Genomic DNA, 24272 nt, shown 5'->3' on the forward strand with positions numbered 1-24272 from the left:
CGCATCCCCTTTATTGCGGCAAGGCAATCTGCATCTTCACTTCGCCTTTTGGGGCGGATGCGGCGATTTCAAACGCTTGAACGCTGTCCTCGAACTCGAACGTGCGCGTGATCAGCGGCTTCACGTCGATCGCGCCTGAAGACAGCATGGCAACGCAGCGCGGAAAAACATGCGCATAGCGGAACACGTGTTCGACGCGTGCTTCGCGCACCATCGCCTTGCCGACATCGTAGTTGATGTCATGCATCTGCACGCCGATGAACACCGCCCGGCCAGCCGGACAGAGCGGATCGAAAATGCCTTCCGCGGCGCGTGGGCTGCCCGAACATTCGAACACGATCTCCACGCCCCAGCCATCGGTCGCGGCGAGAATTTCCTTGGCCACATCCTGACGCGCGACGTTGATCGGCGTGATCGGGCCGAGCTTCGCCGCGAGTTCGAGCTTGGTGTCGTCGACATCCGATACGAAGACCCGTGCACAGCCCGCCGCCAGCGCGGACAGCGTCGTGACCAGGCCGATCGGCCCGGCGCCCATCACCAGAGCGATGTCACCCGGCTTCACTTGCGCCTTGGTGGCGGCATGGACGCCGACGGCGAGTGGCTCGACCATGGCCGCCTCCGCGAACGAGACGTTGTCGGGGAGCTTGAAGGTGAAATTCTCCGGATGGACAACGGTCGGCCGCAGGACGCCATGGATCGGTGGCGTCGCCCAAAAACGAACCGCCGGATCGACATTGTACAGGCCCATGCGCGTCGCGCGGCTGTTCGGGTCGGGAATGCCCGGCTCCATGCACACCCGGTCGCCGACCTTTAGCGACGTCACCTCGGCTCCCGTCTCCACGACAATGCCTGACGCCTCATGGCCGAGGATCATCGGCGCTTTCACCTGGAAGATGCCGGCGCCGCCATGCGTATAGTAGTGCACATCCGAGCCGCAGATGCCGACAGTATGCAATTTGATGCGCACGTCGCGGACGCCGAGCACCTCCTCGCGCTCGATCGGGAAATCCCGCAGCGACAGTTTCATCTTTTCTTCCAGCACCAATGACTTCATGAGCCTGCTTCCCGTCCTCTTCTCTCTCGATCGTCGTTCCGCGCTAACCACGCCAAACGATCAGCACACCCAATGCGATCGCCAGCAGATGACAGACCGACAATGGGATCGACTGTTCGAGGAACCTCATCCAGAACAGTTCGAGCGCAACGAACAGATAGATGCCGACAAAAACCCGGTCGAACCAGTTGGTGACGATCGGCAGGAAGCCGGTGCGTTGCGGGCTTGCGACGATGGTGTTGGCTTCGTCATCCACCGCATCGAGATCGACCATGTGCTCCATGGCACTACTCCTTGACCGCGCCAAAGGTCAGGCCGGCCACGATGTGCCGCTGGACGACCGAGAAGATCAACAGGGCCGGGATAAGCGTGATGATCGCAATGGACGCCATCGTGCCCCATTCGGTTCCGGTCGTCGTGACATACTCCGACAGGCCGGTGGTGATGGTGCGCGCATTGAAGCTGGTGAGCGTCGCGGCGAGCAGGAACTCGTTCCAGGCGAACACCCAGGTCAGGATCAGAGTGACGGCGAGACCGGGCCGCGCAAGCGGAAAGATCACTTCGCGGATCACTTGCCACGTCGTTGCACCGTCGACAGTCGCGGCCTCGTCCAGTTCCTTGGGAATTGCGTCGATCGTCGGCCTGAGCGTCCAGATGGCGAAGGGCAGATTGAAGGTGCAGTAGAGCAGGATCATGCCCGTGCGCGTGTCGTAGAGCTTCCACTCCCCTATGACGAAGACCTGCGTGAAAAGCAGGAAGAAGGGCAGCAGGAATACGGCGGCCGGCGCCATTCGGTTGGTGATCGTCCAGAAGAAGATGTTCTCCTTTCCGGGCAGATCGAAGCGCGACAGCGCATAGCAGGCCATGAACGCCAGAACGGTCACCAGCACCGCGTTGCCGGTCGAGATAACGATGGAGTTGAACATGTAGCGGCGCAGCGTGTCGTCGCCGAGAACCTTGACATAGTTCTTCCAGTAGACGGTTTCGAGCAGCACGCTTGGCGTGGTGAACAGCTCGACGGCCGGCTTTACGGAGATCACGAACAGCCAATAGATCGGGAACAGCGTAAACAGGCTGAGCAAGGTCCACAGCAGAATGGAAAGAACCGGGCGGTTGGCGCGCATCAGGAAGCTCTCTTCTGGCCGCGGCGGGCGACAAGGGCGACATAAAGCAGCCAGCACATCACCAAAGTGAGGTACAGGACGATGATCGAAGTGGCCGAGCCGTAGCCGTAGTCGGTCTTGGGAAACACGATCTTCCAGATGTGCAGGCCGAGATAGCGTGTCGCCGCACCTGGGCCGCCACCGGTCAGCATCCACACTTCGTCGACGGTGCGCAGCGCATCCATCAGGCGAATGAAGACCGTCGCCAGGATCGCCGGGCGGATCATCGGCAAGGTGACGTGCCAGAAGATCTGCCATCGGTTGGCGCCGTCGATCTGAGCCTGCTCGAACGGCTCCTTGGGCAGCGAGACGAGTGCCGCAAGCAGCGTCAGCGTCACCAGTGGCGTCCAGTGCCAGATATCCATGATGACGGTCAGCGCAAAGGCCATGGTGGCGTCACGACCGATATTAAGGTCGTAGCCGAACCAGGATTTGAGAAGATACGGGATGATGCCGATGCTGGGCGTTGTCATTAGCCGCCAGACCGATCCGACGACGATCGGCGCCACGATCAGAGGCAGGGTGTGGATCGTGCGGAACAAACCCCGGCCGGGAAACTCCTTCATGAACAGCTGGGCCAGAAAGTAGCCAAGGACGACCTCGCTCAGAACGGCGAAGAAGGCGAACTTCAGCGTGAACGCGATGGAGGTCAGGAACTCGTTGTCGAACACGAGGCGGCGGAAATTGTTGGCGCCATTGTAGATCATATAGGGATTTGCGCCAAACGGGTTCCATTGATGGAAGGCCACGTAGAGCACGTACAGAAATGGGACGATGCCGAAGACCCCCAGGATCGCAATCGTTGGGGCGAGCATCAGCCATCCCACTCTGTTTGATCGCATGAAACCACTCTCCCGGAAGGGCACATATCCGCGGCATTCTTACGAACTTCGCGAGGCGACAAAATGCGTGCCCGGGCCGCCGCTTCACGGCGGCCCGAAGTCTGCTTCGCTCTGCTACTTGCGATAGCCGAGGTTCTTCAATTCCGCCTCGGCGGCGGCAGCCATCTGGTCGAGCCCATCGTCGGGCGACACCTCACCCAACAGGATCCTGTAGAAGATCGGCGCCGTTGCTTCGCGCACCTGCGCATGGAACGGATAGGGCGGAGCGCCGGCAAACAGCTTTCCGTCGTTCTTGAGCATGGTGTAGTAGCCGTTGAGCTTCTTATCCATCTCGATGACTTTCGGATCGTCATAGGTCGCCGTGTTGGTGATGCGCGGTGCCGCTACCGCCCAATCACCCTGGACCGAATCCTGGCCGATATACTGCAGGAACAGCAGCGACGCTTCCTTGTTCTTCGAGGTGACCGGAAGGCCGAAAGCGCCACCGTCATAGTAGCCGATGTAACCCTTGCCGGACTCCGCGTCCTCCATCACCCCCGGTTCGACCGGAGGAAGGGCGACGCCGACATTGCCGACCACCTTCGACTTTTCCGCGTCGGAGGCGATCCAGGCTGCGTTCTCGCCATAGACCATGCCCTGTGCCGCACGTCCCGCCGCGAAGGTCGTGCCGACTTCGGTCCACGTGCTGGCGGCCGATTCAGGCGGGGCGATATCGCGCAAATGCAGCCAGTATTTGAGCGCCGCCTTTGCCTTGTCGCTGTTCATCGTGCCGCCATCGGCGACCGACGCCGAGTAGTTTTTTGAAGCGTCGATACCCCAGTTGTAGACGCCGAAAGTAGGCGCGACGGACTCGAAGAACTCATACCATGAAGCGGGGTGGCCGGTATGCGCCTGCGCGGTGGTGCCCCACAGTTCCAGATTGTGGTCCTTGCCCCATTTGGTGAAAAATTCGGCGATCTGCGTGTATTCCTCATGGGTCTTTGCCGGCGCCAGGTCCTTGCCGGTTTCCTTCTTGAAGGCTTCCTTGATCGCCGGATCGTTGAAGAGATCGGTCCGGTAGAGGTAAAGCTTGATGAAGGCTTCCATCGGAATGCCGAAAAGATCGCCGTCGGCATTTTTGAAATAGTTCGCAAATGTCGTGAAACGCGTTTCGTCGTAATCCGGCGCTTTCAGCGACGGGTCGTCCTTGAGGGATTTCGTGATGTCGACCAGGAAGTCCCGGGCAAGGTAGGCGTAGATGATGTCCTGCTCGATATAGACCATGTCATAGATGCCGGTCTTGGCCTCCATGTCCTTGATCGCCTTGTCGTACATCTGGTCCCAGGAGGTGGTCTCGATTTCCACCTTGATGCCGGTCGCCTTCTCGAAAGCGGGGGCAAGAACGTCCTTGATGTAGTTCGAGGGCGGGGTACTTTCGGTCACGCCGCGCAGCGTGACACCCTTGTATTTCGCACCGGCGTCCGACCAGAAATCGGCCTTGGCGGGCATCACACTGGTCATCAGCCCCACCGCCAATGCGGCAAGGCCCATTCTGAGTTCATGTTTCATTTTTCACTCCTCCAACAAAACATTGACTGTCAGTCCGTCATTTTGCGGTCGTGGCAATGTTTCCTATCCCTCCGGAACCGGCACCTCCTCGCCATCAAGGCCTTAGTGAAACCCGTTTCAGATCAGGTTCACACGCTCGAAATGCAGTGGCCCCGTCGCACCTCCGACCAGCCGGTCGTGGCCCCACTCGCCATCCCTCCGATAGCGCGGTTGCCATGATGCAGCACCCTCAAGACAATGAAACGGCGGCTGTGGTTCCCGCCAAATACCTCCTCCCCCGACCGGTGCTTGATGAAAGCTCGGCAATGCGGATTCGCCGGCGTTCGAGAATTTGTTCTGCCTTCGCAGAGCCATGACATCAGGTGTCTTCTGCGACCTCGCTCCCATGGGCATTCCGATGAACTTAGTGCGGGGGACATCCCCCCTGCCACGCGTGGTTTGCAGGCGATCTATACTTTTTCGCCGACAGCGCGTGCGCCGCCCGACCAGGTGCGGATTTCCCTGAACGGATCGGCGCGCGCCTCAGTCCCGATCTTGTGGGCACTGCGCCGGTAGTCCGATGGCGTGCGCCCGCAGATCTTGAAGAACTGTCTGTTGAAATTGGCGATGTTGTTGAACCCGACTTCGAAGCAGATGTCGGTAATCGGCCGATAAGTCTGCGTCAGCAGCGAGCAGGCGGCATATATGCGCGCGAGGATGACGTAACGGGCAAAGGTATGACCTGTCTGCCGCTTGAAGAAACGTGAAAATGCTTGCGGTTCCAGGTCGCAGAGCCTTGCAACGAACGGCAGGTCGATATCGTCGCTGTAGTGGTCCAGAACATAGCGCATTGCCACGTCCAGTTCCGGCGGCAATTCCGCCTGCGCGGAGGTGGGCGCCAGCCGCGAGAGCCTGCGGCGGTCGCCGGGATTGCGGGCCAGCGTGATCATCAATTGCAGAAAGAACACAACACGCTCGGCACCATGGGCGGCGCCGATCTGTGCGAGCAGCCGCTGCCCAGCGAGAGCGGTAGCGCCGCGAAACTCTACTCCGTAGACGGCGTCATCGTAGAGCGGCCGGATGGTTCCGAGTTCGGGACAGAAGCCGGTGACACGATCAGCCCATTCGCGGCTGAACTGGATCAGCATGTCGCGATTGCGAACCAGCTTCCCGGGTTCAATATCGCTGACCCAATTGTGCGGGACGTTCGGTCCGGTCAGGACCAGGCACCCTGGAGCGAACTTGCCGATATGATCTCCCACCATCATGACGCCCGAAGTCGTTCGCGTCAGGTGCAACTCGTATTCCGGGTGATAGTGCCACTTGGCCTTGAAAAATGGATAGTCATGCATGTTCCAGCGGAACGACTCCGCCGGCGGACATATAATCATTTCGAAGTCCGGAACGATCTTCTGAGCGGGCTTCATTGAGTGGCTCCTTCCCGATAACGCAGCGCTTCGCTTTCCTTGATCCGCAGCCTTCCCACAGCCCGCAAGGGCCTCTACCCTCGGTGGCAGCCAACGCCTCCTTTGCCCGGAGTTCTCGAAAACCGTCGTCTACCGGGCCAATGGTCACAAGCACTGTGGATCATTCAGCGCGCCCAAGCCACCGAACATAGTACATCACCGAACACACTGAACGATGCCATAGGGCGAAACATAAGCTGAGCTACCGCGCGTTCCAAGCGCGGCTCGATGATCCTCCTCCTCTACGTCTGGTGCTTTGCCAAACTTATATGTTGCTTAACAGGACAAATTAGGGTTTTCCATTAAGCTGTCAATCATTTTTGTTCAGGCAGCAAGATTCAAGCGGACTATTTCATATTTCACCTGACCTTGACATGAAGCGTGTTTGGATATTTTGTTGTGCTACGCAACATAGATTGCGTCCAAGAGATAGAGAGATAGATTGCGTCTAGGAGGAGGTCCGCATGCGCAGATTGGGCATTCATTCATTCGTTTGGACCGGCGGCGGCACCCAGGTCATGCTCGAAGAGGCGATGGAGAATTCGGCCGCGTGCGGTTACCAGCTGATCGAGTTCGCGTATCTTCGACCCGAAAAGTTCGACCTCGACCGCCTCGCCAGGAAGGCTCAGTCGCTGGGCCTCGAAATCGCCGTCACGATGGGTCTTCCGGTGGGCGCCGATGTGTCGAGCAAGGATGCTGCCGTCGTCAAGGCCGGCGAGGAATTGCTGGCGGGCGCTGTCGCGGCAGTTCGAGATGTCGGCGGCACCAAACTTGGCGGCATACTCTATTCCGCCCATACGAAATATTCGACCATGCCAAGCGATCGCGGCCGCAAGAACAGCGTTGCAGCCATTGCCAAGACGGCCGAAGCAGCAAAGAAGGCCAAGGTCGATCTGGTCCTCGAGGTCGTCAACAGGTTCGAGACGAACCTGTTGAACACGACGGCTCAGGGCCTCGACTTCATCAAGGCGACCGGCTCCGATCACGTCACGCTCCATCTCGACACGTTCCATATGAACATCGAGGAAGCGAATCCAGCGGCGGCCATTCGTCTGGCCGGCGACAAGATCGGCTATTTTCACATCGGCGAAAGCAATCGCGGCTATCTCGGCGACGGGGTGATCGATTTCGATCGCATCTTCGATGCCCTGCTCGACATCGGCTACGAGCGCGACATCACTTTCGAATCGTTCTCCAGCGCCGTGGTCGATGAGAGTCTTTCGCTGGCATGCGCCATCTGGCGCGATACCTGGACCGACAACATGCCGCTGGCAAAGCATGCCAAGGCCTTCATCGACCTGAAAATGAACGAGGCGGTTCGCCGGCGAACGACGAACGCCCGGCCATAGTCGAGGATCTGATTGTGCGGCAGATCGCAGGTAGCCTGGAGAGACCTACGTGAATGATCCGGCGCTGACCGCCAGTTCGCATCGCAGAATTCGACAGAGCAATGAAGTGGCGGCTCTCAAGGCCCTTCATCAGTTTGGGCGTCTCAGCCGAGCCGAACTCGCACGCAAATTGCGTCTTAACCGCTCTTCGTCGGGGCATATCATCGCCAGCCTGACGGCTGACGGTCTGGTGCGCGAAGCAATTGAGGATCCGCCTGAACTACCGGGCTATGCCCGGGTCGGTCGCCCCGGCATCATGCTCGAACTCGTGCCGAATGCCATATTCTTCCTTGGGGTCGAGATCGGTGTCGAACATATCAGCACGGTCGAGATCGATCTCGGGACCAACATCGTTTCGACGAATGTGGAACCGTTCGATGGGCCCTCGATCAGCGTAGAGGCCGCGGTCGAACGCGCGGTTAGCCTGGCTCTTCAATCCATCCCGGCGTCAAAGCTGGAGCGATGCGAAGGCTTTGGCGTATCGACTCCCGCGCAGATGGACAAGCATGGCCTGATCCGCCTGGCACCGCTTCTTGGCTGGCGAAATGTTCATCTCGCGGATTTGGTGAGAGACGCCCTGCCGCTGCGCGTTCCGGTCCTTGCCGAAAACGATGCCAACGCATTCGCCATCGGCGCGACCTACAGGCGTAGCGAGACGCATTCAGGCGTGACGCTGTTTCTCGTGATGGAGAGCGGTGTCGGCGGCGGCATCATCATTGACGGCAATCTTTTTCGCGGCGCCAACGGGCTGGCAGGCGAGATCGGGCACTTGATTATCAGCGACGCGCCAGGCCCGCGCCGCAATCTGGAACAAATGATCGGCCTTGAAAATATCATGGGGGAGTACCGCAAGACCTCCGCCCTCGATCATCCGACATTCGGCAACTTCCTTGCCGATGTCCAGGATCGGCTGCCCAGCGCCGTCGCCATTGCCGAGCAGTGGGCAAAGGCCTTGGCAATTGGGCTTGTGCAGGCTTGCCGGATCATCGACGCCGATCGGATCGTACTGGGAGGTTCGGTCGCCGCGCTCTATCCTTTGATGACCGCCAGGGTGGCTGCACACATCCATGCCATACAGGAATCCAGTTTCCCGTTCCCATCAATCACAGTGAACGATGAAGGAACCGTCGGTTCCGCCTTCGGTGCGGCCTGTATGTTGCACCAGCGTTATTTGTCTTTGGAGAGCCAGCGTTTCGCCGATGACACGGCGGAACTCGAAGAGCCGGAGGAAGACGAAGGCTGATGTGAAGTCGTTTTTTGCAAACGATTTCACAATGGCGGCAATCACTGCATGGTCTCGGCCGATTAATATGTTGCATAAACCTACAAACGCTCATAGTGTGCCTTCTGGAGGAGTAATCGCGCATTTCTGACCGTAGCCGTCTCGGGCTGTCGTTCGCTGCCGAAAAGGACTGGCGCGCGGCCGCCGCGAGACCTGCGGCTGGCGCGTGTTCCGATGTCGAAAGTGCCCAAATAGCCGAGCCACGCGATGCCTGCAGATGCGATTTCAAGTCAGACCAAGCTCGCGGCGGATGCACTGGGGCCAACTGTCGCCATCGGCGAGATCCTGGTGGAGATCATGGCGAAAAGCCGTGGCGACGGTTTCCTCGAACCGATCGAACTCATCGGCCCCTACCCCAGCGGCGCGCCGGCGATTTTCATCGATCAATGCGCGAAGATTGGCGGCTCGGCGGCAATTGTTGCCTCGGTCGGCGATGATGATTTCGGCCGCATCAACATCGAACGGCTCCGGTCCGACGGCGCGGATGTATCGGCCATCTCGGTCAGCCCGGATTATCCGACCGGAAGTGCGTTTGTTCGCTATCGCGACGACGGCTCGCGCGACTTTGTCTACAACATCGGAAAATCCGCGGCCGCGTTGGTGAGACTGACGGCTGAGGCGAAGGCGCTCTTCGCGCGGGCCGGACATCTCCATGTCATGGGTACCGCCTTCGCCATCCCGGGAGTCTGGGAGATGATGGACTACGCCATCGGTGTCATCAAGCAACGCGGCGGTTCCGTTTCACTCGACCCTAATTTGCGCAAGGAACTACTCGGGCTCGGGCAGACGCAGGAACGCTTCGCCAGGCTCATCGATGTCGCCGACCTTGTCCTGCCCTCGGGCGACGAATTGTTCATGGCGGCTGGAGTTGGTGGTGAATCCGCCGCGGTCACCGCGCTCTTGGCCCGCGGCGTGACTGAGATAGCTCTCAAACGCGGTGAACATGGCTCCACATTCTTCGGCGCCGACGGTTCACGTGTCGATTGCCCGGCCTTCAAGGTCGCGGAAGTCGATCCGACGGGCGCTGGCGACTGCTTTGGCGGCGCTTACGTCGCTTGCCGCCGCCTCGGCATGCCTGTGTTCAAAGCCCTGGAATATGCCAATGCCGCGGGCGCTCGCAACGTCACCGTCCAAGGGCCGATGGAAGGTGCCGCCTCACGCCCGCAGCTTGACGAATTCATCGCCGTGACCCCGAGAAACCTCCCATGACCGGTCTCCTGAGAAGCCTGGCGGTGGCGCGGCGCGAGGGTTCGCCGATAGGCGTCACCTCGGTCTGCTCGGCGCATCCATTGGTCATCCGGGCGGCAGCGCGCAACGCCGCACGCTTCTCCGACACGCTGGTGATCGAGGCAACCTGCAACCAGGTCAACCAGTTCGGTGGCTACACCGGAATGCTGCCCGGCGATTTTGTCCGTCTCGTCCAGAAAATATCGGCGGAAGAAAAGCTTCCGACGGAAAGGATCATCTTCGGTGGCGATCACCTTGGGCCAAATCCGTGGCGCAGGGAACATGCCGGCGCGGCGATGGCGAAGGCGGAAGAGATGGTCACGGCATACGTGTCCGCCGGCTTCCGAAAGATCCACCTCGATGCTTCGATGGGATGCGCCGGCGAGCCTGCCGGGCTCGACGACGCCACGACGGCGGAGCGTGCGGCGCGGCTGGCCTTGGCGGCGGAGCGCGCGGCGCGCGCCGCGGGAGGTGAGGCGCCGGTCTATATCATCGGCACCGAAGTGCCGGCGCCCGGCGGCGCCAACCATGCGATCAGCGACATCGAGCCAACCAGCATGGCGGCGGCGACGCATACGATCGATGTTCATCGCGACCTGTTCCTCAGCCAAGGCTTGGCCGATGCGTTCTCACGCGTCATCGCGCTGGTGGTCCAGCCAGGCGTGGAGTTCGGCAATGAGAATGTGGTCCTCTACGATCCCGCCAAGGCACGCGGGCTGACGCAACTGCTTGAACAAGAGCCAGGCCTCGTCTTCGAGGCGCATTCGACCGACTACCAGGGACGAACATCCTTGCGCCAGTTGGTCGAGGACGGCTTTCCGATCCTCAAGGTGGGGCCGGAATTGACCTTCGTGCTGCGCGAGGCGCTCTACGGGCTGGACCTTATCGCGACCGATCTTTTGCCGCACTACGGAGCGCGTCCGCTCTATCAGGCCATGGAGCGGTTGATGCTGGCCGAACCCGCCAATTGGCAGGGCCACTATCACGGCTCGGAAGCCGAACAGCGCCTGCAGCGTCACTACTCTTTCTCGGACCGCATCCGCTATTACTGGAACCAGCCGGAAGCGGAAGCAGCGGTTGCGAGCCTGACCGCGGCCCTGCGCGGCAAGACGGTGCCACCCACGCTGTTCCGACAGCATCTGCCCGCATTCGAGGCGTTTGCAGGCAAACCGCTCGAGCCGACCTCGTTACTGATCGCCTCGATCCAGCGCAGCCTGGACGAGTACCGCTTCGCCTGCACGGGCGAGGCGCTCGACACTGAAAGCAATCCGACGGATGGAGGACGAAAATGAGCGGGCAACTCTTTGGAAAGGTCATTGCAATCACGGGCGCGGCGTCGGGGATCGGCCTTGCTTGCGCCCATGCTTGTCTCGACGCGGGCGCACGAGTGGTCCTGATCGACTATGCGGAAGACAAACTGCGCAGGCTGGCCGCCGATCTCGGCGAGAATGCGATTCCGTTGGTGGTCAATCTCACCGACCCGAAAAGCGTGGCAGGCATGATGCCCGGCATTCTGGACAAGGCCGGCCACCTCGATGCCTTCCATGCCAATGCCGGCGCCTATATCGGCGGCGATTTCATCGATGGCGATCCGGACGCCTTTGACCGGATGCTGAACCTGAACGTCAATGCCGTATTCCGAACGATTCATGCGGTTCTGCCGCACATGATCGAGCGGGGCATGGGGGACATTGTCGTCACCAGTTCCGTCGCCGGCCACACCGCGGTGCCGTGGGAGCCGATCTACACTGCTTCCAAGCACGCGGTTCAGGCGTTCGTCCACGCGCTGAGGCGGCAGGTCGCCAAACACGGCATCCGTGTCGGCGCGATCGCCCCCGGACCGGTGCTGACGCCCCTCGTTGACGACTGGCCGAAGGAGAACCTCGAGCGGGCGATCGCCGCGGGGACCCTTTTTGACCCGAAGGAAGTCGCCGAGGTCCTGGTTTTCATGCTGACGCGATCGAGGACGGTAACGATCAGAGACGTCGTCATTCTGCCGGCCAAATTCGACATCTGACAGCAAGCCGGCATCGGAATTGGGAGGAGGACCATGTACCAGGCACGCTTCAGGGTGGACAACGAGGTCGCCGTGGTGACCGGCGGAGGCCGAGGTATCGGCCTCGCATGCGCCGAAGCGTTGGGCGAGGCCGGAGCTTTGCTGGTGATCATCGAACCGGACGAGCAGATCGGCAGTGCCGGGAGGGATGAGCTGGTCGCGAAAGGCCATAGGGCCGAGCTGGTGATCGGTGACGTGACATCGTCGGCAAGAATGACCGAGATCGCCGACATGCTGGCCGCCCGAGGCACTCCTGCTTCGATCCTCGTCAACAATGCCGGCATCGGCAGCAGCGGCATTTCATCGGAGGATGTCGACGACGAACTGTGGCTGCGGATGATGGACGTCAACGTCAACGGCGTCTTCTGGTGCTCCCGCGCGTTCGGCAGGCACATGATAGCCGCCCGGCGTGGCTCGATCGTCAATCTCGGATCGATGTCCGGCACGATCTGCAATCGGCCGCAACCGCAGACGCCCTACAACGTCTCGAAAGCCGCCGTCCATCACATGACCCGCTCGATCGCCGCCGAGTGGGCGCCACATGGGGTGCGCGTCAACGCGGTCGCGCCAACCTACATCGAAACGCCGATGGTTCTGGCAAACCCGGAAAACAGCACGCGGATCGAGACCTGGCTGAACGACACGCCGATGGGCCGAATGGGGCAAGCGCATGAAGTCGCCAGCGCCGTGCTGTTCCTCGCTTCCGACGCGGCCAGCCTGATGACCGGGGCCGTCGTGCCTGTCGATGGCGGTTTTACATGCTGGTAGAGAGCAACCAGGAATTCCCTCGCGGCGACCCAAGCGAGATCGGCCGCCGAACCCTTCATCGGGCATGCATGGCGGATGCCGCCGCGCTCTCAAGCACAAATCCCTCGCGTGCCCGGTGCATGCACAGCCCATCGGTCAGTCGCGCCGCGTCGATCGCCGCGGGAGCCACGCTGTTGAATTCGAACAATCCGTGGTGATGGGCAACCATGTCGCCGCAGCCGACCGCCCGGGCGATGGCAATGGCTTCCGCCAGGTCAAAGTTTCCAGGCACACCGTTGGCGGACAGGTCCGCCCTGCGGCCATTGACGGGCAGCAGCGCGATGTCCGGCCGCAGCGTCGCCACCTCTTCCTCCAGCCCTTCGAAAGGCACGCAATCGCCGGAATGCCATATCCGGATGGTCCCTGATGGAGCCTCGCGAGGTGGCCGAAGCGGTGCTATTCATGCTCACCCGGCCGCGCAACGTCACCATTCGCGACTTGGTTATCCTCCCTCAGAGCGTCGACATCTGAAGGCGCTCCCGTCTCCAAAGGACAGACACCCATGATCCTCGATCGATTCCGGCTTGATTCACAGGTGGCGCTGGTGACCGGTGGCACCCGCGGTATCGGCCTCGCTATAGCCAGGGCGCTGGGTGAGGTCGGCGCACGCGTCGTCATAAGCGGCAGAAGCCTCGGCAAGAAGTCGGAGCAGACCCTTCTCGACGCGGGTGTCGACTTCGACTTCATCGCCGCCGAACTCGAGGATGCCCCCGCCGCCGACCGACTGGTCGCCGACATAATCGCTCGCGGGGGCAGGCTCGACATCCTCGTCAACAATGCCGGCATCGCCATCCATGGCGACAGCGGCGACTATCCCGACGAGACGTGGCGCCGGATCATGGCCATCAATGTCGACGCTGTGTTCCGGTGCTGCCGCGCCGCACTTGCGCCAATGCGACATCAGGGCAAGGGCGCCATTCTGAATGTCGGCTCCATATCGGGGATCGTCTCCAACATTCCGCAGAACCAGGTCGCCTACAACAGCTCCAAGGCTGCGGTGCACATGATGACGAAAAGTCTGGCAAGCGAGGTCGCGGCCGAGAACATCCGCGTCAACGCGGTGGCGCCCGGCTACATCGAGACCGACATGTCGCGCGGCGGGATCGGGAACCCGGAGTGGTTTCCGATCTGGCGACGCATGACGCCGATGGGCCGCGTCGGCCAGCCCGAAGAAATCGCGGCGGCGGCCGTGTTCCTTTGTTCGGACGCAGCCAGCTACGTGACAGGCGAAGTGCTCGTCATCGACGGTGGCTACACGACGCGCTGAGTGGGGAACTTCCCGGAGGGGGCATGCCCTGACGCTGGCATTTCATCAGTCGGGTATCAGGCAACCAGGATTCATGATGCCCAGCGGATCGAAAGCAGCCTTGATCGCGGCAATAGTTTTTCGGTGCTCCGGCGTCAGCCACTCCCAGTAGACTTCACGGCGGCTCCGGCCGACGCCATGCTCGGCGCTAAAAGAGCCAGAAAAGCCGCGAACGATGCCGTAGAGGCCGTCCAACAGGTCCGTGCCCCGCTCGCGCACCTCCCCGGCCGACAGGCCCGTCGGCGGCATGACGTTGAAGGTTGAAGTGGATGTTGCCGTCGCCGGCATGGCCGTAGGCGATAGGCTCCCAGCCGGGCCAGTTCGTCAGAACGTAGCTGCGGGACTTCTAGATCATCGGCGCCACATCGCTCAAGCGCACGGACAGGTCGGTGCGGATGTGCCGGCCGCGTTTAGCCTGCCCTTCCACGAGGTCTTCGCGGATCGCCCAGAAGGCGCGCGCATGGGCGCGGCTCTGCGCGATTGTGCCGTCTCCGAGCAGGCCGGCCGCGAACGCCTCGCCAAGCAACGCCTCGAGCAGCGCACGGCCGTCGATGGCGGAACTGCAGCCAAGCTCCATGAGGACATGCACCGGCCACTCGCCTTCCAGCGGCACCAGCGTTTCGGCGTTGCTCAACGTGGCAAACGCAATGCATTCGGAGCCGATCACCTCGAAGGCTGTCAAAAGGTCGGAGCACACGCGGCGCGCCATGCCGAACGCGCCATGGCGTCGGCGAAGGAACCCACGCCGAGATAGGCCGTCTCCACATTGGCTGGCCGTGGGAAAAGTTTCACTTCGACGCCCGTCACGATGCCCAGTGTTCCTTCCGACCCGATCAGAAGCTGCTTCAGGTCGTAGCCGCGGTTGTCCTTGCGCAGTCCGGTCATGCCTTCCCACAAGCTGCCGTCGGGCAGGACGGCTTCGAGCCCCAGAACGAGATCGCGCGTCATGCCGTAACGCAGCACGTTGATGCCGCCGGCATTCGTGGCCACGTTGCCGCCGATCTGGCACGAGCCCTGCGCACCCAGCGCCAGCGGAAAGAGCATGTCCTCGGCATCGGCCGCATAGCCGCCGATCATGCCGACATAGAAGGACGGCACGGAGATGATGGCGAGGCCGACCTGGATGACGGTGAGCAGCAGCACACCGCCCAGCACGCCGATAATGTTGCCACGCCCGCCAACCACGCTCACGCCGCCGATTATCGGCGCGGCAATGGCGTAAAGCAGGTAGCTGGAACCCTGGTTGGAGGTGATGGCCCATGAAGCGGATGGGCAGGCCGGACGAGATCGCGTCGGTCGTTCTCTTCGGGGCGTCCGACGCATCGAGCCTGATGACCGGCAGCATTGTCAGCGCCGACGTGGGCTACACCTCGATCTGAGCCTTGGGAGTAGGTTCATGGCGATAGCTTTGGTTCTCGAAAAGAAGCGGGAACTCGCCCTTTGAAAGGATTCGGACCGAAGAAGAACTCATGGGCGAGCCACTTCGGGATGAGGCCGGGCGAGCGCCATGAGAGCACCTGCATCTGTAAGATCGGCAAGGGTCCAAAGCGTGTCGGCAAGCGGAGCCACGGCGAGCGTCGGGCAGCCGTAATGCGCGAGCGCGGCAAATTTCTCTCTGAGCGCTGAGTCCGACATAGGTCGAGCAAGGCTGCCGGTTGCGGCTTTTTCGGTTACCTCGACCGAAGAGCCGTCCGCATATCGGATCGAGACATGAGCGGCTTCGACCGGAGTGCCGGCATCGATCTCGACCGGGCGGACCTTGGCGCGCAGGGCCTTCACTTGCGGATCGTTCACGGCGGCATCGCTGAATTCTTCGGCGCCCGCACGGCCGCGCAGCAGGCTGACGGCGACCGCATGCCGGGCGCTCACTTGCGCCTCGCGCCCCGTGGGTGACTTCGGGCCGATCGGCGCGGGCCTTGAGCAAGGGGGCACCGCGCACGACGACCTCTGCAATCCGGCCAGCGGAGAAATTGGGATTGGCGCGGGCAGTAAGGCAGGCATCGATCACAGGGTTTAGCACCACTCCGCAGGAGTAAGGCTTGAACATGTTGCGCAAGATCTCCCAATCCCTTCCCAGTCCGCCCTCGATCAGTTCGGGCCTTGGCTGGTCCGAGCAAACTTTCAGAAAGCCGCGCGGCCCTTCGAGCGGTTGCGGCGGCCCTTCGACACCGCATTGCGCCATCAGGGCCGAGACGAGACCGCCGCGGGCCGCATCGAGGTCTATCCCCCGGCCGATCACCACCAGCCCCATGCCGAGGCCGAGGATGCCGAGGATCGAGACGCTGCGCACCAGCGCTATGAGGTTGCCGGCGGTCAGGAAATTGTTGAGCGTGACCGCGAATACCGCGAACATCGCAACGGCCAGTGCGAACACCACGCCCTCTTGCGACAATCGCGCCTTCCCCATTTTTTCGGACCTCCCAGACCGGCCGATGTCGATCCGCGGATGCGGACCTGCGCGATCGGCATCGAGCTGGAACGAACATCCCTTTTTTGGAGAACCCGAGACAGACCCGTTGGTGGAATATCAGTTATGTTGGCTACCGGCCCTATCACGAAGAACGGCTAAGCGTGCGGGTGGGCGGCGGGGGCTTTAAGCACCGGGCAGGATGCCAACCGGCTCTGGAACCGCGACGTCGTCTCGGACGCGCTGACGAATTGTCCCCGTTCCGAATCCTATGCGTAATCGACGATTTCAGCCGGGAATGGTGGAACTTTCCAGCAAAAGCAAATGGTTGGCGGGTGGTTGGCCAAACCATGTCTTTCGTATGGTCTGGCGACCCAAAGAAGAAACCCGACAAGTTCCCGGCCAATTTCGGCGTCAAAGGTTTCGAATAATATCTCTTAACATTTGCTAACGCCGTTGGGCCCCAAAATCGTCGATTGTCTGGTCAGAATGGCCGCGAAAGCGCGCTGTCACTGATAGTTCAGGAGATTTCGACATGGCCAGACGCCGACATACCGGATCCAGCTTCCGACCCATTGGTCTGATGATCGCCGGCAGCATCATTCCTGGCGCGATTTTTGCCGCCCTCGCACTGCTTTATGCATCGTCCACCATGCCCACCGATCCTTTTGCCAACAGCGAACCGCGCGTCGTCGCGACAAGTCCCTACGTCGCTTCCTTCTAAAGAGGAGCAGGTCGACATTCCAAACGGTAATGATCTCCGCCAGGTGGTGCGGTCGATGTCTGGTGGCTTTGTAACAAAACTAAATACCTGCCGAGATGACAAGGACAGCAGTTGCATGGGAAAGTATTGAACAGAGAGGGCCCAAGGCCGGAAAGCTAGAAAGAACGTGATTTCCATGACCACTCACCAAAAGCACGTGGCTGCGCCTGATGCGATCATCCGCGTCCTTCTCGTCGAGGATGACGCGGAAATCGCAGCGATGTTGATCGAGATGCTGGCCGAGAATGGCTTTCACGCGGTGGCGACCGAATCCGCCACGGACATGGATCGTGCGATGCGCCGACAGGCCTTTGACCTGATCATCCTCGACGCCATGCTGCCGGGGGAGGACGGCTTCAACATCTGCCGGCGACTGCGTGCATCGGCTGAGACACCGATCATTATGTTGACGGCGCTCGGAGATGATGTCGATCGCATCGTTGGGCTCGAACTGGGCGCGGACGACTACGTTACAAAGCCGTTCAATCCGCGGGAACTGATTGCCCGAATCCGGAGCTTGATGCGGCGCTCGTCCTATGGGGCGGAGCGTCGCGAACGCCATGAGCCGCTGACTTTTGCCGGCTGGCGCATCGATCCAGTATCGCGCCAATTGCGCAGCCCCGAAAATGTGCATGTCTCTATGACCACAGCGGAATTCGACGTGCTGCTGGCATTTTGCCTCAACCCGGGGCGCGTGCTGACACGCGAGCAATTGCTTGCGCTCACCCATGCCGGTCTCGCCGGCCCTGTGGAACGCAGTATCGACGTTCATGTCAGCCGCGTTCGTCAGAAGATCGAGCCAAATGTCCGTGAGCCTACCTTCATCAAGACGGTGCGGCTGGGCGGCTATATGTTCACTCCGGAGGTGGATCCGCTATGATCACCGCCTGGTTTCGATCTGGCCCGATTGGCAGGCAAATAACCGCCCTGGCCGTGGCCCCCATCATTGTCCTGGCGCTTCTCCTCGTTGCGATCCAGCCATTGGCGCCCACGACCTATGAAAGCACCTCCTTCGCGGAGAGGACTGCGATCACAATCGAGACCGTCGTCGACCAGGTGCGGGCATCCGATGCGCCGGGCCAGGTCGCCGCAATCCTCGACGCGGTCAGCAAGACAGGGCTGCCCGTCGAGGTCGTATCAGCGGCTGAACTTGATGGCACACCCCAGGACGTGGTTGCCGACGGCGATGTACGCAACCTCGCACGGGGGCTTCTTCCCGATTCGCTGCACTCGGTGCTGCGCGACAGAACTCGGGATGGCGCGCTTTCCAATGTTCTCGTCGCGCAGGTGAACAACGATACCGCCCTGGCTTTCGCGCCCGCGCTCGGCGGTCCGGCTCCGCTGTTCAGCGACAAGCAGCTCAATTTCATGCAGAAGGCATTGGTGGCCATCCTGCTGGTCATGCTGTCATCCTACTATGCCGGTTGCTTGATTACGGGGCCGTTGACGCGCTTTGCCGACGCCGCGCAGTCGATCGACCGGGACGAAGGTCAGGCTCGCCCGTTCGAGGAGGGCGGATCGCGGGAAATGCGAGTGCTCGCCACGTCGCTCAACGACATGCGCGATCGCCTCCGGCGGATGATCAACGACCGCACCCACATGTTGCGGGCCATCAGTCACGACTTGCGAACGCCCTTGACGCGGCTGCGACTCAGAGCTGAGCGCTCGGTCCAACCTGATCTGCGCATCGCAATGCTGAAGGACATTGAGCGCATCAATGACATGATCGAGGAAACGCTCACCTATCTCAGCAAAAATGTTAATGCGGAGGCACCGGTAAAAGCCGATCTTCCTAGCCTTGTCGAAACCGTTTGCGCGGATTTTGCCGATATTGGGTTTGCGGTGACCTACGAGGGGCCGGGTCGTTTTGCCTATCTGTGCAAGCCTCGTGCTCTAACGCGTGCCATCACCAATTTGATCGACAACGGCACAAAATTCGCTGGTGCTGTCGTGGTCCGGCTCGTCGTCCATTCAGATGGATCAGTACAGATATTCGTGGCCGACGACGGTCCAGGGATTTCGGCTAATCTTCGCGAAAAGGTGCTTGAGCCGTTCTTCAAGGCGAGTAGTGCTCGCCCCGCCAACGGTCCCGGAGGGTTTGGCCTCGGCCTCTCCATTGTCAATGACATCGTGCGAAGCCATGGCGGCTCGATGCAATTGCTCGCCGGAACTCCAAGCGGCTTGACGGTCCGCATCGATTTACCCGCCACGATCGACAGCACAGCCACACGCGTGGAACTGCGAAAAACTGGCAGCCAGCAGCCGTTGCCGAAGTTTGAGCCGGTAGTTCTGTGGCCTTTTGCCCCCGAATATTCGACGGCGAGCAAGGCTGCAACCAAGGTTCTGATAGCCAGCAATATCTCTTAACATCACTTGAAATACGCCATCGATTTCTTCGGTAGCCTCTCTTTGGTGGGCGATTTGGTTCGCCGCGAAATCATGGAGAGTCGACTTGTCAGATACGGTTTCATTCTTTCGCGCCTGGATGTCGAACCCGCTCCGCGTGGCGTCGATCGTTCCATCCGGACAAGCCCTCGCGGAGGGAATTACCAGGGAGATTGGTTTCGACCAGGCTCCTGTCATCGAACTCGGGCCAGGCACCGGTGTATTCACCCGACAATTGATGGAAAACGGCGTGCCAGAGGACCGGCTGGTATTGATCGAGTACGGCGCCAACTTCGCGACCTTGCTGAGAAACAGATTTCCAAAGTCGACCGTATTGCAAGCGGATGCTGCAGCGGCTTTGAGCCAGCAATTCAAGGTCGGGAAAGCCGGGGCGGTGGTCAGCGGCCTGCCCATACTTTCCATGCCGACGCGGCAGGCGTTCGCCATACTCGACGGGGCATTCCGCAATCTCCGCCCCGGGGGTGCGTTCTATCAGTTCACGTACAGCTTGCGCTGCCCAGTTTCGCGCTACGTGCTCGATCAGCTGGACCTCAAGGCCCAGAGGATCAGCTGGGTTCTCGCCAACGTGCCGCCAGCACAGATCTATCGGTTCACCAAAAGGCGGCCGCGTAGCGCCGAACAGGTGTGATCTGTCATGGACCAGTCTTTTTTTGCGTCCATCGTCGGTTGTGGCATGGTCGGCCTCGTGCTCTTCACCTTTGCCGAAAAGTTCGTGCCGATGTTTCCGTCATCGGCTTTCCTGATTTTCGTCGGAGTGACCGTGGCGGGAGATCCCGCTGACGCATGGCTGGTTTCGCTCTCGACCACAACCGGCTCCACGCTCGGCGCCGTGGCCATGTACTCGCTAGGGCGATTCGTCGAGGCTCAAACCATTCGTCGATTCATTCAGCGCTTCGGCCGATACGCACTTCTGCCGATGAGCCGTTACGATCATCTTGTAATCGCTTACCGACGCAGACAATTTCCCATCACGCTTTTTGGCCAGGTCATACCTGTTGTCCGCAACTATCTGGCACTCTCCGCGGGCACGGCCGGCGTTACCTTCCTGCCCTTCCTTGCAGCGACCATGATCGGCGTAATGCTCTGGAATACGCCCTTCATCATTCTTGGATACCTCCTGAGTACATGGGGAGCGAGCAGCTTTCCCCAAATCAGCGCCGAAGCATTCTTTCAATAATGCTCGTTGGCATATCCTTGTGAGCGAAAGACTAGTCTTGAATCAATTCTATGCGAGGCGAGACTTGATGTTCGCGAAACCGCTGTGAGTAATAATTATGGGTAGGCAAACCACACGCTACGCAAAACCCGCCATTTGGCTGCACTGGATCACCGCTGTTCTCATGCTGTTCATGCTCTTTATCGGTCAGGGTTATATGAAAGTGCCACGTGGCGCGTCTCTCGCAGGGTGGGCACCTTCGACCCATGCGTCATTTGGGATTCTGATTTTGCTGCTCGGCTTGGCGCGTCAGCTATGGCGACTTGGAAATCCACCACCTGCCCTGCCCCAAACGATGCCCCGTTGGCAGGTCGTGGTATCTCACGCCACCCATTGGGCCTTCTATGCATTGATGGTTGCAATTCCCGTGACGGGTCTCTTGGCCATTGTGCCATACGGCGCGGAACGGCTGAATGTTGAGCACGTAACGTTCTTCAAATTATTCCCAGTCGCCTTCATGCCCAACCTGAGAGATTGGGCAGGCAATGTGCACTGGCTCTTGTTTAGAGTGGCGAAATTTTTAGTGATTGTGCATGTCCTGGCTGCACTGAAACACCAGTTCTGGGACAAGGACGGACTTTTGACACGAATGCGTCCGATGTGATTGCAGGTCGTGCCAAGGAGGTTTAACGCGACGTGGCGCCCGTTCTGGGCACGCACGGAAGGTATCCAATCCATGTCATGGAGCGCGTGAGCGGCATCATGCGCTGGGGTGTGGACTATGACACGGTCGATATCGAAGCCGTACGCACGGCGCCTTCGCCGAATTGGATGAACCCGTCGTAGGATTCGCGCGCCATCCGGTTAGGACCTTAGGTCCTTGCTGGTTGTCCCACGCTCGATCAGCCGCGCCGAAACGACGACGGGTTTTGTCGCGAGCGGTTTGCCGTTTTCGGCCGACAGCACGATCGAAAGCGTCTCGTCCACCATCGCCGCCGCGTCATGCGTGAAAGTCGTAAGGTCGACGGAAGCCCAGGATGCCGCGGGAATATCGTCGAAGCCCGCCACGAGGACGTCGTCCGGCACCCGCAAGCCAAGCCGCTCTCTGAGCGCGTCGATCGCACCGATCGCCAGCAGGTCGTTGGCACAGAACAGGGCATCGGGTCGGGACGAGCCGCCGAACATGCCCAGCGCCGCCGCGAAGCCGCCCTCATAGCGGTAGTCGCCGCGCGCAATAGTCGGCGGGCCGGCACCCGTCTCACGCAGCCGCTCCTCGTATCCCTCCCGGCGCCGCGCACTTGCCGGGCTTGTCCAGGGACCCGAGATGAAGCCGAACGAGCGGGCGCCGCGCGCGATGAACAGGTCGGCGATGGTTTGCCCGGCCTGGAAATTCTCGCTCGACACCGACGTGACCCATCTGTTGTTGACCGCGGTGTTGAAGGCGATCACCGGGATCTTCAACTTGGCGAGCGTCGCGGCACCGGCCGGCGACAGGATCGCCAGCGCGCTGACGATGGCGTCGACGCGATAGCTCGCCAGCTTGGGGATGACGTCGTCCAGCGCGTGGTCGTTTGGAACGTGAACCAGCAACACCTGATGACCGGCGGCCTGGAACCTGATCATAAACTCTTCGAGGACGGCCGAATAGAATGGGTTGTAGAGTCCGCCGACCACGATGGCGACGAGGTTCGACTTGTGGGTGAGCATGATCCTGGGAATGAGACTCGGCCGATAGTCGAGCCGCTCCGCCGCTTCCAGCACTTTCTTGCGCGTGCTTTCGGAGACCTTGCTGCTGCCGCTGAAGGTACGCGACACCTGCGATTGCGAGACACCCGCGACACGCGCGACGTCAATCGACGAGGCGTATTTCTTGAGGGAGTCCCGGGGCCAGTCCTTGTCCGGCGACGCGTCCTCCGCCCCCGGCGTTGCGGCCTTCTTCTCGGCCGTCATCTCACGTCTTCCCCGCAGCCAACAATCGTCCGTACCGTTTTGCGTGCGAGCCGCCAACCCTGATTCGGCTCATTCTTAGCCGCCGCCCTGGCTGGGCATTGACAGTGTTTTTGGGCCGTGCATAGCTATGCATCGCCGGATTGGCTTCGTCAATGTGCGACATGGTGCGGTGCAGGCGTTTGGTGGGAACAGCCGCCGGACGCCCGGAAGCAGGACGCCGCTGCGAACCCTTTGGAGCACACTGCCGACCTGGAGGAGCAAGAGGACGCCAGGCCAAGGCGCCCTCCGTTCGGGAGGAATGACCTATGGTGAGGAAGACTACTACAACTGCGTTTGGCCGTCCGTTCGGACGGCGTGAATTTCTGAAGGGCGCCACCCTGCTCGGGGTGGCCGGGGCATTTCCCGCGATCATCACGCGCCCCGGTTTTGCGCAGGGCGCGCCAACCGTCGTCAACTCGATCAGGTCGCTGTCCAACCCCTACCACGCAACGTGGAACAAGGGTGGCGAAGCTTTCGCCAAATCGGTCAGCGCCGAATATGTGACGCTGGTGACCGAAGGCAATAGCGAAAAGGGCATCGCCGACATCAAGGCGATCCTGGCCAAGACCGGCGGCAACTGCGTCATCAATGTCGACCCCAACGACAGCCCGGATGCCCGTCCGATCGTGGAGGCCTGCAAAGCGGCTGGAGCCTACGTCGTGACGCAGTGGAACAAGCCCGCCGATCTGCATCCCTGGGACTTCGACCCGAATTATGTCGCGCACATTTCGTTCAGCGGCGTGCCCTACGGCAAGTCGATGGCCGAGGCCCTGATCAAGGCGATGGGCGGCAAGGGTGGCATCGTGGCGCTCGGCGGCATCGAGTCCAACGTGCCGGCCATCGAACGCAAGGCCGGTCTGGAAGAGGCCCTCAAAGCCAATCCCGACGTGAAGCTGCTCGACATGCAGGTGGCCAACTGGTCGGCGACCGAAGCGCTGGAAAAGACCAATGCCTGGCTGACGCAGTTCGGCGACGAGATCGGCGGCATCTGGGCAGCCAACGACGACATGGCGCTTGCCGCTGTCGAGGCACTGCGTGCCGACGGCCGCGCCGGCAAGGTGCCGGTCACCGGCATCGACGGCATTCAACTGGCCGTGGAGGCCATATTGAAGGGCGAACTGGCCGGCACGGTGGCCTGGGACCCGTACTGGCAAGGTGGTATGGGATTGTCGATCGGCTACCACGCCAAGACCGGCAAGTTCGATCCATCCAAGGAAGGTCAGGAACACCGCGAGTTCTACGGCACCGGCGTCATCATCACGGCCGAGAACGCGCAGTCTTTCTACGACAGCAACATCAAGTCCGAGCCGCGGCTTGATTGGAACGACATCTGGGGTCGCGTGAGCGGGCAGATCAAATACTGAACCGACGGGCGCGGGCGGTTATGCCGTCCGCGCCCTCTTCCCCCGCCCCCCTGGCAGCATTTCATGCAT

The 24272-nt window shown here is 60.9% G+C and carries 26 protein-coding genes and 2 pseudogenes; 16 read left to right on the top strand and 12 right to left on the bottom strand.

Annotated elements, in window-relative coordinates; all coding sequences use genetic code 11:
* Positions 1–10 precede the first annotated feature (10 nt).
* The 6 genes from MESS4_RS25240 to MESS4_RS25265 form a co-directional block, all read right to left on the bottom strand.
* A complete protein-coding gene (locus MESS4_RS25240) occupies positions 11–1054 on the bottom strand; it encodes an NAD(P)-dependent alcohol dehydrogenase (RefSeq protein WP_006337127.1) in 1044 nt (347 codons plus the stop codon).
* 43 nt (positions 1055–1097) lie between these two features.
* Complete coding sequence (locus MESS4_RS25245) at positions 1098–1337, bottom strand: DUF2160 family membrane protein (protein ID WP_006337128.1); 240 nt, start codon at positions 1335–1337, stop codon at positions 1098–1100.
* A 4-nt stretch (positions 1338–1341) separates the two neighbouring features.
* Positions 1342–2178: a carbohydrate ABC transporter permease gene (locus MESS4_RS25250; protein WP_006337129.1), complete on the bottom strand. Its 837-nt coding sequence runs from the start codon at positions 2176–2178 to the stop codon at positions 1342–1344.
* Positions 2178–3059 (bottom strand): sugar ABC transporter permease, encoded by an 882-nt coding sequence (locus MESS4_RS25255; protein WP_036242029.1) that lies wholly within the window; start codon positions 3057–3059, stop codon positions 2178–2180. Before MESS4_RS25255 ends, MESS4_RS25250 begins: the two co-directional genes overlap by 1 nt.
* A 114-nt stretch (positions 3060–3173) precedes the next feature.
* Positions 3174–4589: an extracellular solute-binding protein gene (locus tag MESS4_RS25260; protein WP_006337131.1), complete on the bottom strand. Its 1416-nt coding sequence runs from the start codon at positions 4587–4589 to the stop codon at positions 3174–3176.
* A gap of 467 nt (positions 4590–5056) precedes the next feature.
* Positions 5057–6013, bottom strand: coding sequence for an AraC family transcriptional regulator (locus MESS4_RS25265; RefSeq protein WP_006337132.1), 957 nt, complete (start codon positions 6011–6013; stop codon positions 5057–5059).
* 503 nt (positions 6014–6516) lie between these two features.
* On the opposite strand from MESS4_RS25265, the gene MESS4_RS25270 reads away from it, so the two are divergent.
* From MESS4_RS25270 to MESS4_RS25295, 6 genes are all read left to right on the top strand, one after another.
* Positions 6517–7401 (top strand): sugar phosphate isomerase/epimerase, encoded by an 885-nt coding sequence (locus MESS4_RS25270; protein WP_006337133.1) that lies wholly within the window; start codon positions 6517–6519, stop codon positions 7399–7401.
* A 49-nt stretch (positions 7402–7450) separates the two neighbouring features.
* Positions 7451–8683, top strand: coding sequence for an ROK family transcriptional regulator (locus tag MESS4_RS25275; protein ID WP_006337135.1), 1233 nt, complete (start codon positions 7451–7453; stop codon positions 8681–8683).
* A gap of 246 nt (positions 8684–8929) precedes the next feature.
* Complete coding sequence (locus tag MESS4_RS25280; protein ID WP_006337137.1) at positions 8930–9931, top strand: sugar kinase; 1002 nt, start codon at positions 8930–8932, stop codon at positions 9929–9931.
* Complete coding sequence (locus MESS4_RS25285) at positions 9928–11241, top strand: D-tagatose-bisphosphate aldolase, class II, non-catalytic subunit (RefSeq protein ID WP_006337138.1); 1314 nt, start codon at positions 9928–9930, stop codon at positions 11239–11241. The genes MESS4_RS25280 and MESS4_RS25285 overlap by 4 nt, the downstream gene beginning before the upstream one ends.
* A complete protein-coding gene (locus MESS4_RS25290; RefSeq protein ID WP_006337139.1) occupies positions 11238–11966 on the top strand; it encodes an SDR family oxidoreductase in 729 nt (242 codons plus the stop codon). Before MESS4_RS25285 ends, MESS4_RS25290 begins: the two co-directional genes overlap by 4 nt.
* 33 nt (positions 11967–11999) lie before the next feature.
* Positions 12000–12773, top strand: coding sequence for an SDR family oxidoreductase (locus tag MESS4_RS25295; protein ID WP_006337140.1), 774 nt, complete (start codon positions 12000–12002; stop codon positions 12771–12773).
* A 55-nt stretch (positions 12774–12828) separates the two neighbouring features.
* Here the strand turns inward: MESS4_RS25295 and MESS4_RS25300 are convergent, their stop codons facing one another.
* Positions 12829–13116 (bottom strand): hypothetical protein, encoded by a 288-nt coding sequence (locus tag MESS4_RS25300; protein ID WP_006337141.1) that lies wholly within the window; start codon positions 13114–13116, stop codon positions 12829–12831.
* Between the two features lie 41 nt (positions 13117–13157).
* On the opposite strand from MESS4_RS25300, the pseudogene MESS4_RS33760 reads away from it, so the two are divergent.
* Both MESS4_RS33760 and MESS4_RS25305 read left to right on the top strand, forming a co-directional pair.
* A pseudogene (locus MESS4_RS33760) lies at positions 13158–13283 on the top strand (glucose dehydrogenase); the annotation flags it as partial.
* Between the two features lie 31 nt (positions 13284–13314).
* A complete protein-coding gene (locus tag MESS4_RS25305) occupies positions 13315–14079 on the top strand; it encodes an SDR family NAD(P)-dependent oxidoreductase (RefSeq protein ID WP_006337142.1) in 765 nt (254 codons plus the stop codon).
* Positions 14080–14124: 45 nt separating this feature from the next.
* On the opposite strand, the gene MESS4_RS35050 is transcribed toward MESS4_RS25305, so the two are convergent.
* The 3 genes from MESS4_RS35050 to MESS4_RS34110 are packed head-to-tail and all read right to left on the bottom strand — an operon-like array spanning position 14125 to position 15309.
* Positions 14125–14406 carry an FAD-linked oxidase C-terminal domain-containing protein gene (locus MESS4_RS35050; protein WP_051070917.1) on the bottom strand — a complete coding sequence of 94 codons (282 nt, stop codon included), beginning with the start codon at positions 14404–14406 and terminating at the stop codon, positions 14125–14127.
* Positions 14407–14464: 58 nt separating this feature from the next.
* Positions 14465–14827 (bottom strand): FAD-linked oxidase C-terminal domain-containing protein, encoded by a 363-nt coding sequence (locus tag MESS4_RS35055; protein WP_051070918.1) that lies wholly within the window; start codon positions 14825–14827, stop codon positions 14465–14467.
* Entirely contained in the window at positions 14797–15309 is a 513-nt protein-coding gene (locus tag MESS4_RS34110; protein WP_198292802.1) for an FAD-binding oxidoreductase, read from the bottom strand. The genes MESS4_RS35055 and MESS4_RS34110 overlap by 31 nt, the downstream gene beginning before the upstream one ends.
* A gap of 65 nt (positions 15310–15374) precedes the next feature.
* Between MESS4_RS34110 and MESS4_RS32690 the strand changes: the two are divergent.
* A pseudogene (locus MESS4_RS32690) lies at positions 15375–15497 on the top strand (SDR family oxidoreductase); the annotation flags it as partial.
* A gap of 88 nt (positions 15498–15585) precedes the next feature.
* On the opposite strand, the gene MESS4_RS31325 reads toward MESS4_RS32690, so the two are convergent.
* Positions 15586–16119 (bottom strand): MmgE/PrpD family protein, encoded by a 534-nt coding sequence (locus MESS4_RS31325; protein ID WP_081609850.1) that lies wholly within the window; start codon positions 16117–16119, stop codon positions 15586–15588.
* A gap of 941 nt (positions 16120–17060) precedes the next feature.
* Here MESS4_RS31325 and MESS4_RS33765 point away from each other — a divergent pair.
* The 6 genes from MESS4_RS33765 to MESS4_RS25340 all read left to right on the top strand — a co-directional run bounded on the left by MESS4_RS33765 (position 17061) and on the right by MESS4_RS25340 (position 21514).
* Entirely contained in the window at positions 17061–17249 is a 189-nt protein-coding gene (locus tag MESS4_RS33765; RefSeq protein WP_006337148.1) for a hypothetical protein, read from the top strand.
* Positions 17250–17424: 175 nt separating this feature from the next.
* Complete coding sequence (locus MESS4_RS25320; protein ID WP_006337152.1) at positions 17425–18168, top strand: response regulator; 744 nt, start codon at positions 17425–17427, stop codon at positions 18166–18168.
* Positions 18165–19655 carry a HAMP domain-containing sensor histidine kinase gene (locus tag MESS4_RS25325; RefSeq protein WP_006337154.1) on the top strand — a complete coding sequence of 497 codons (1491 nt, stop codon included), beginning with the start codon at positions 18165–18167 and terminating at the stop codon, positions 19653–19655. Before MESS4_RS25320 ends, MESS4_RS25325 begins: the two co-directional genes overlap by 4 nt.
* An 85-nt stretch (positions 19656–19740) precedes the next feature.
* Positions 19741–20322 (top strand): methyltransferase domain-containing protein, encoded by a 582-nt coding sequence (locus tag MESS4_RS25330; protein WP_006337156.1) that lies wholly within the window; start codon positions 19741–19743, stop codon positions 20320–20322.
* Positions 20323–20328: 6 nt separating this feature from the next.
* Positions 20329–20871, top strand: a complete 543-nt coding sequence (locus MESS4_RS25335; RefSeq protein ID WP_006337158.1) for a VTT domain-containing protein — start codon at positions 20329–20331, stop codon at positions 20869–20871.
* Between the two features lie 97 nt (positions 20872–20968).
* Complete coding sequence (locus MESS4_RS25340; RefSeq protein WP_006337159.1) at positions 20969–21514, top strand: cytochrome b; 546 nt, start codon at positions 20969–20971, stop codon at positions 21512–21514.
* 200 nt (positions 21515–21714) lie between these two features.
* Here the strand turns inward: MESS4_RS25340 and MESS4_RS25345 are convergent, their stop codons facing one another.
* The gene (locus MESS4_RS25345; protein ID WP_006337161.1) at positions 21715–22800 is read right to left on the bottom strand and encodes a LacI family DNA-binding transcriptional regulator; all 1086 of its coding nucleotides are present in this window, start codon (positions 22798–22800) and stop codon (positions 21715–21717) included.
* A gap of 305 nt (positions 22801–23105) precedes the next feature.
* Between MESS4_RS25345 and MESS4_RS25350 the strand changes: the two genes are divergently transcribed.
* Positions 23106–24203 (top strand): sugar ABC transporter substrate-binding protein, encoded by a 1098-nt coding sequence (locus MESS4_RS25350; protein WP_006337163.1) that lies wholly within the window; start codon positions 23106–23108, stop codon positions 24201–24203.
* The last annotated feature ends 69 nt before the right edge of the window (positions 24204–24272 follow it).

Origin of the sequence: Mesorhizobium sp. STM 4661 (assembly GCF_000359125.1) — a bacterium.
Lineage (GTDB): Bacteria > Pseudomonadota > Alphaproteobacteria > Rhizobiales > Rhizobiaceae > Mesorhizobium.

Bases quoted from the DNA above. Each gene is read 5' to 3' on its own strand.
- MESS4_RS25320 (WP_006337152.1), top strand. From the start codon at position 17,425: ATGACCACTCACCAAAAGCACGTGGCTGCGCCTGATGCGATCATCCGC.
- MESS4_RS25290 (WP_006337139.1), top strand. From the start codon at position 11,238: ATGAGCGGGCAACTCTTTGGAAAGGTCATTGCAATCACGGGCGCGGCG.
- MESS4_RS35050 (WP_051070917.1), bottom strand. From the start codon at position 14,406: ATGCCGGCGACGGCAACATCCACTTCAACCTTCAACGTCATGCCGCCG.
- MESS4_RS25285 (WP_006337138.1), top strand. From the start codon at position 9,928: ATGACCGGTCTCCTGAGAAGCCTGGCGGTGGCGCGGCGCGAGGGTTCG.
- MESS4_RS25280 (WP_006337137.1), top strand. From the start codon at position 8,930: ATGCCTGCAGATGCGATTTCAAGTCAGACCAAGCTCGCGGCGGATGCA.
- MESS4_RS25260 (WP_006337131.1), bottom strand. From the start codon at position 4,589: ATGGGCCTTGCCGCATTGGCGGTGGGGCTGATGACCAGTGTGATGCCC.
- MESS4_RS25295 (WP_006337140.1), top strand. From the start codon at position 12,000: ATGTACCAGGCACGCTTCAGGGTGGACAACGAGGTCGCCGTGGTGACC.
- MESS4_RS33765 (WP_006337148.1), top strand. From the start codon at position 17,061: ATGGCCAGACGCCGACATACCGGATCCAGCTTCCGACCCATTGGTCTG.
- MESS4_RS25325 (WP_006337154.1), top strand. From the start codon at position 18,165: ATGATCACCGCCTGGTTTCGATCTGGCCCGATTGGCAGGCAAATAACC.
- MESS4_RS25245 (WP_006337128.1), bottom strand. From the start codon at position 1,337: ATGGAGCACATGGTCGATCTCGATGCGGTGGATGACGAAGCCAACACC.
- MESS4_RS25255 (WP_036242029.1), bottom strand. From the start codon at position 3,059: ATGCGATCAAACAGAGTGGGATGGCTGATGCTCGCCCCAACGATTGCG.
- MESS4_RS25350 (WP_006337163.1), top strand. From the start codon at position 23,106: ATGGTGAGGAAGACTACTACAACTGCGTTTGGCCGTCCGTTCGGACGG.
- MESS4_RS25335 (WP_006337158.1), top strand. From the start codon at position 20,329: ATGGACCAGTCTTTTTTTGCGTCCATCGTCGGTTGTGGCATGGTCGGC.
- MESS4_RS25305 (WP_006337142.1), top strand. From the start codon at position 13,315: ATGATCCTCGATCGATTCCGGCTTGATTCACAGGTGGCGCTGGTGACC.
- MESS4_RS25345 (WP_006337161.1), bottom strand. From the start codon at position 22,800: ATGACGGCCGAGAAGAAGGCCGCAACGCCGGGGGCGGAGGACGCGTCG.
- MESS4_RS31325 (WP_081609850.1), bottom strand. From the start codon at position 16,119: ATGCCTGCCTTACTGCCCGCGCCAATCCCAATTTCTCCGCTGGCCGGA.
- MESS4_RS35055 (WP_051070918.1), bottom strand. From the start codon at position 14,827: ATGGCGCGCCGCGTGTGCTCCGACCTTTTGACAGCCTTCGAGGTGATC.
- MESS4_RS25265 (WP_006337132.1), bottom strand. From the start codon at position 6,013: ATGAAGCCCGCTCAGAAGATCGTTCCGGACTTCGAAATGATTATATGT.
- MESS4_RS25240 (WP_006337127.1), bottom strand. From the start codon at position 1,054: ATGAAGTCATTGGTGCTGGAAGAAAAGATGAAACTGTCGCTGCGGGAT.
- MESS4_RS25250 (WP_006337129.1), bottom strand. From the start codon at position 2,178: ATGCGCGCCAACCGCCCGGTTCTTTCCATTCTGCTGTGGACCTTGCTC.
- MESS4_RS25340 (WP_006337159.1), top strand. From the start codon at position 20,969: ATGGGTAGGCAAACCACACGCTACGCAAAACCCGCCATTTGGCTGCAC.
- MESS4_RS25270 (WP_006337133.1), top strand. From the start codon at position 6,517: ATGCGCAGATTGGGCATTCATTCATTCGTTTGGACCGGCGGCGGCACC.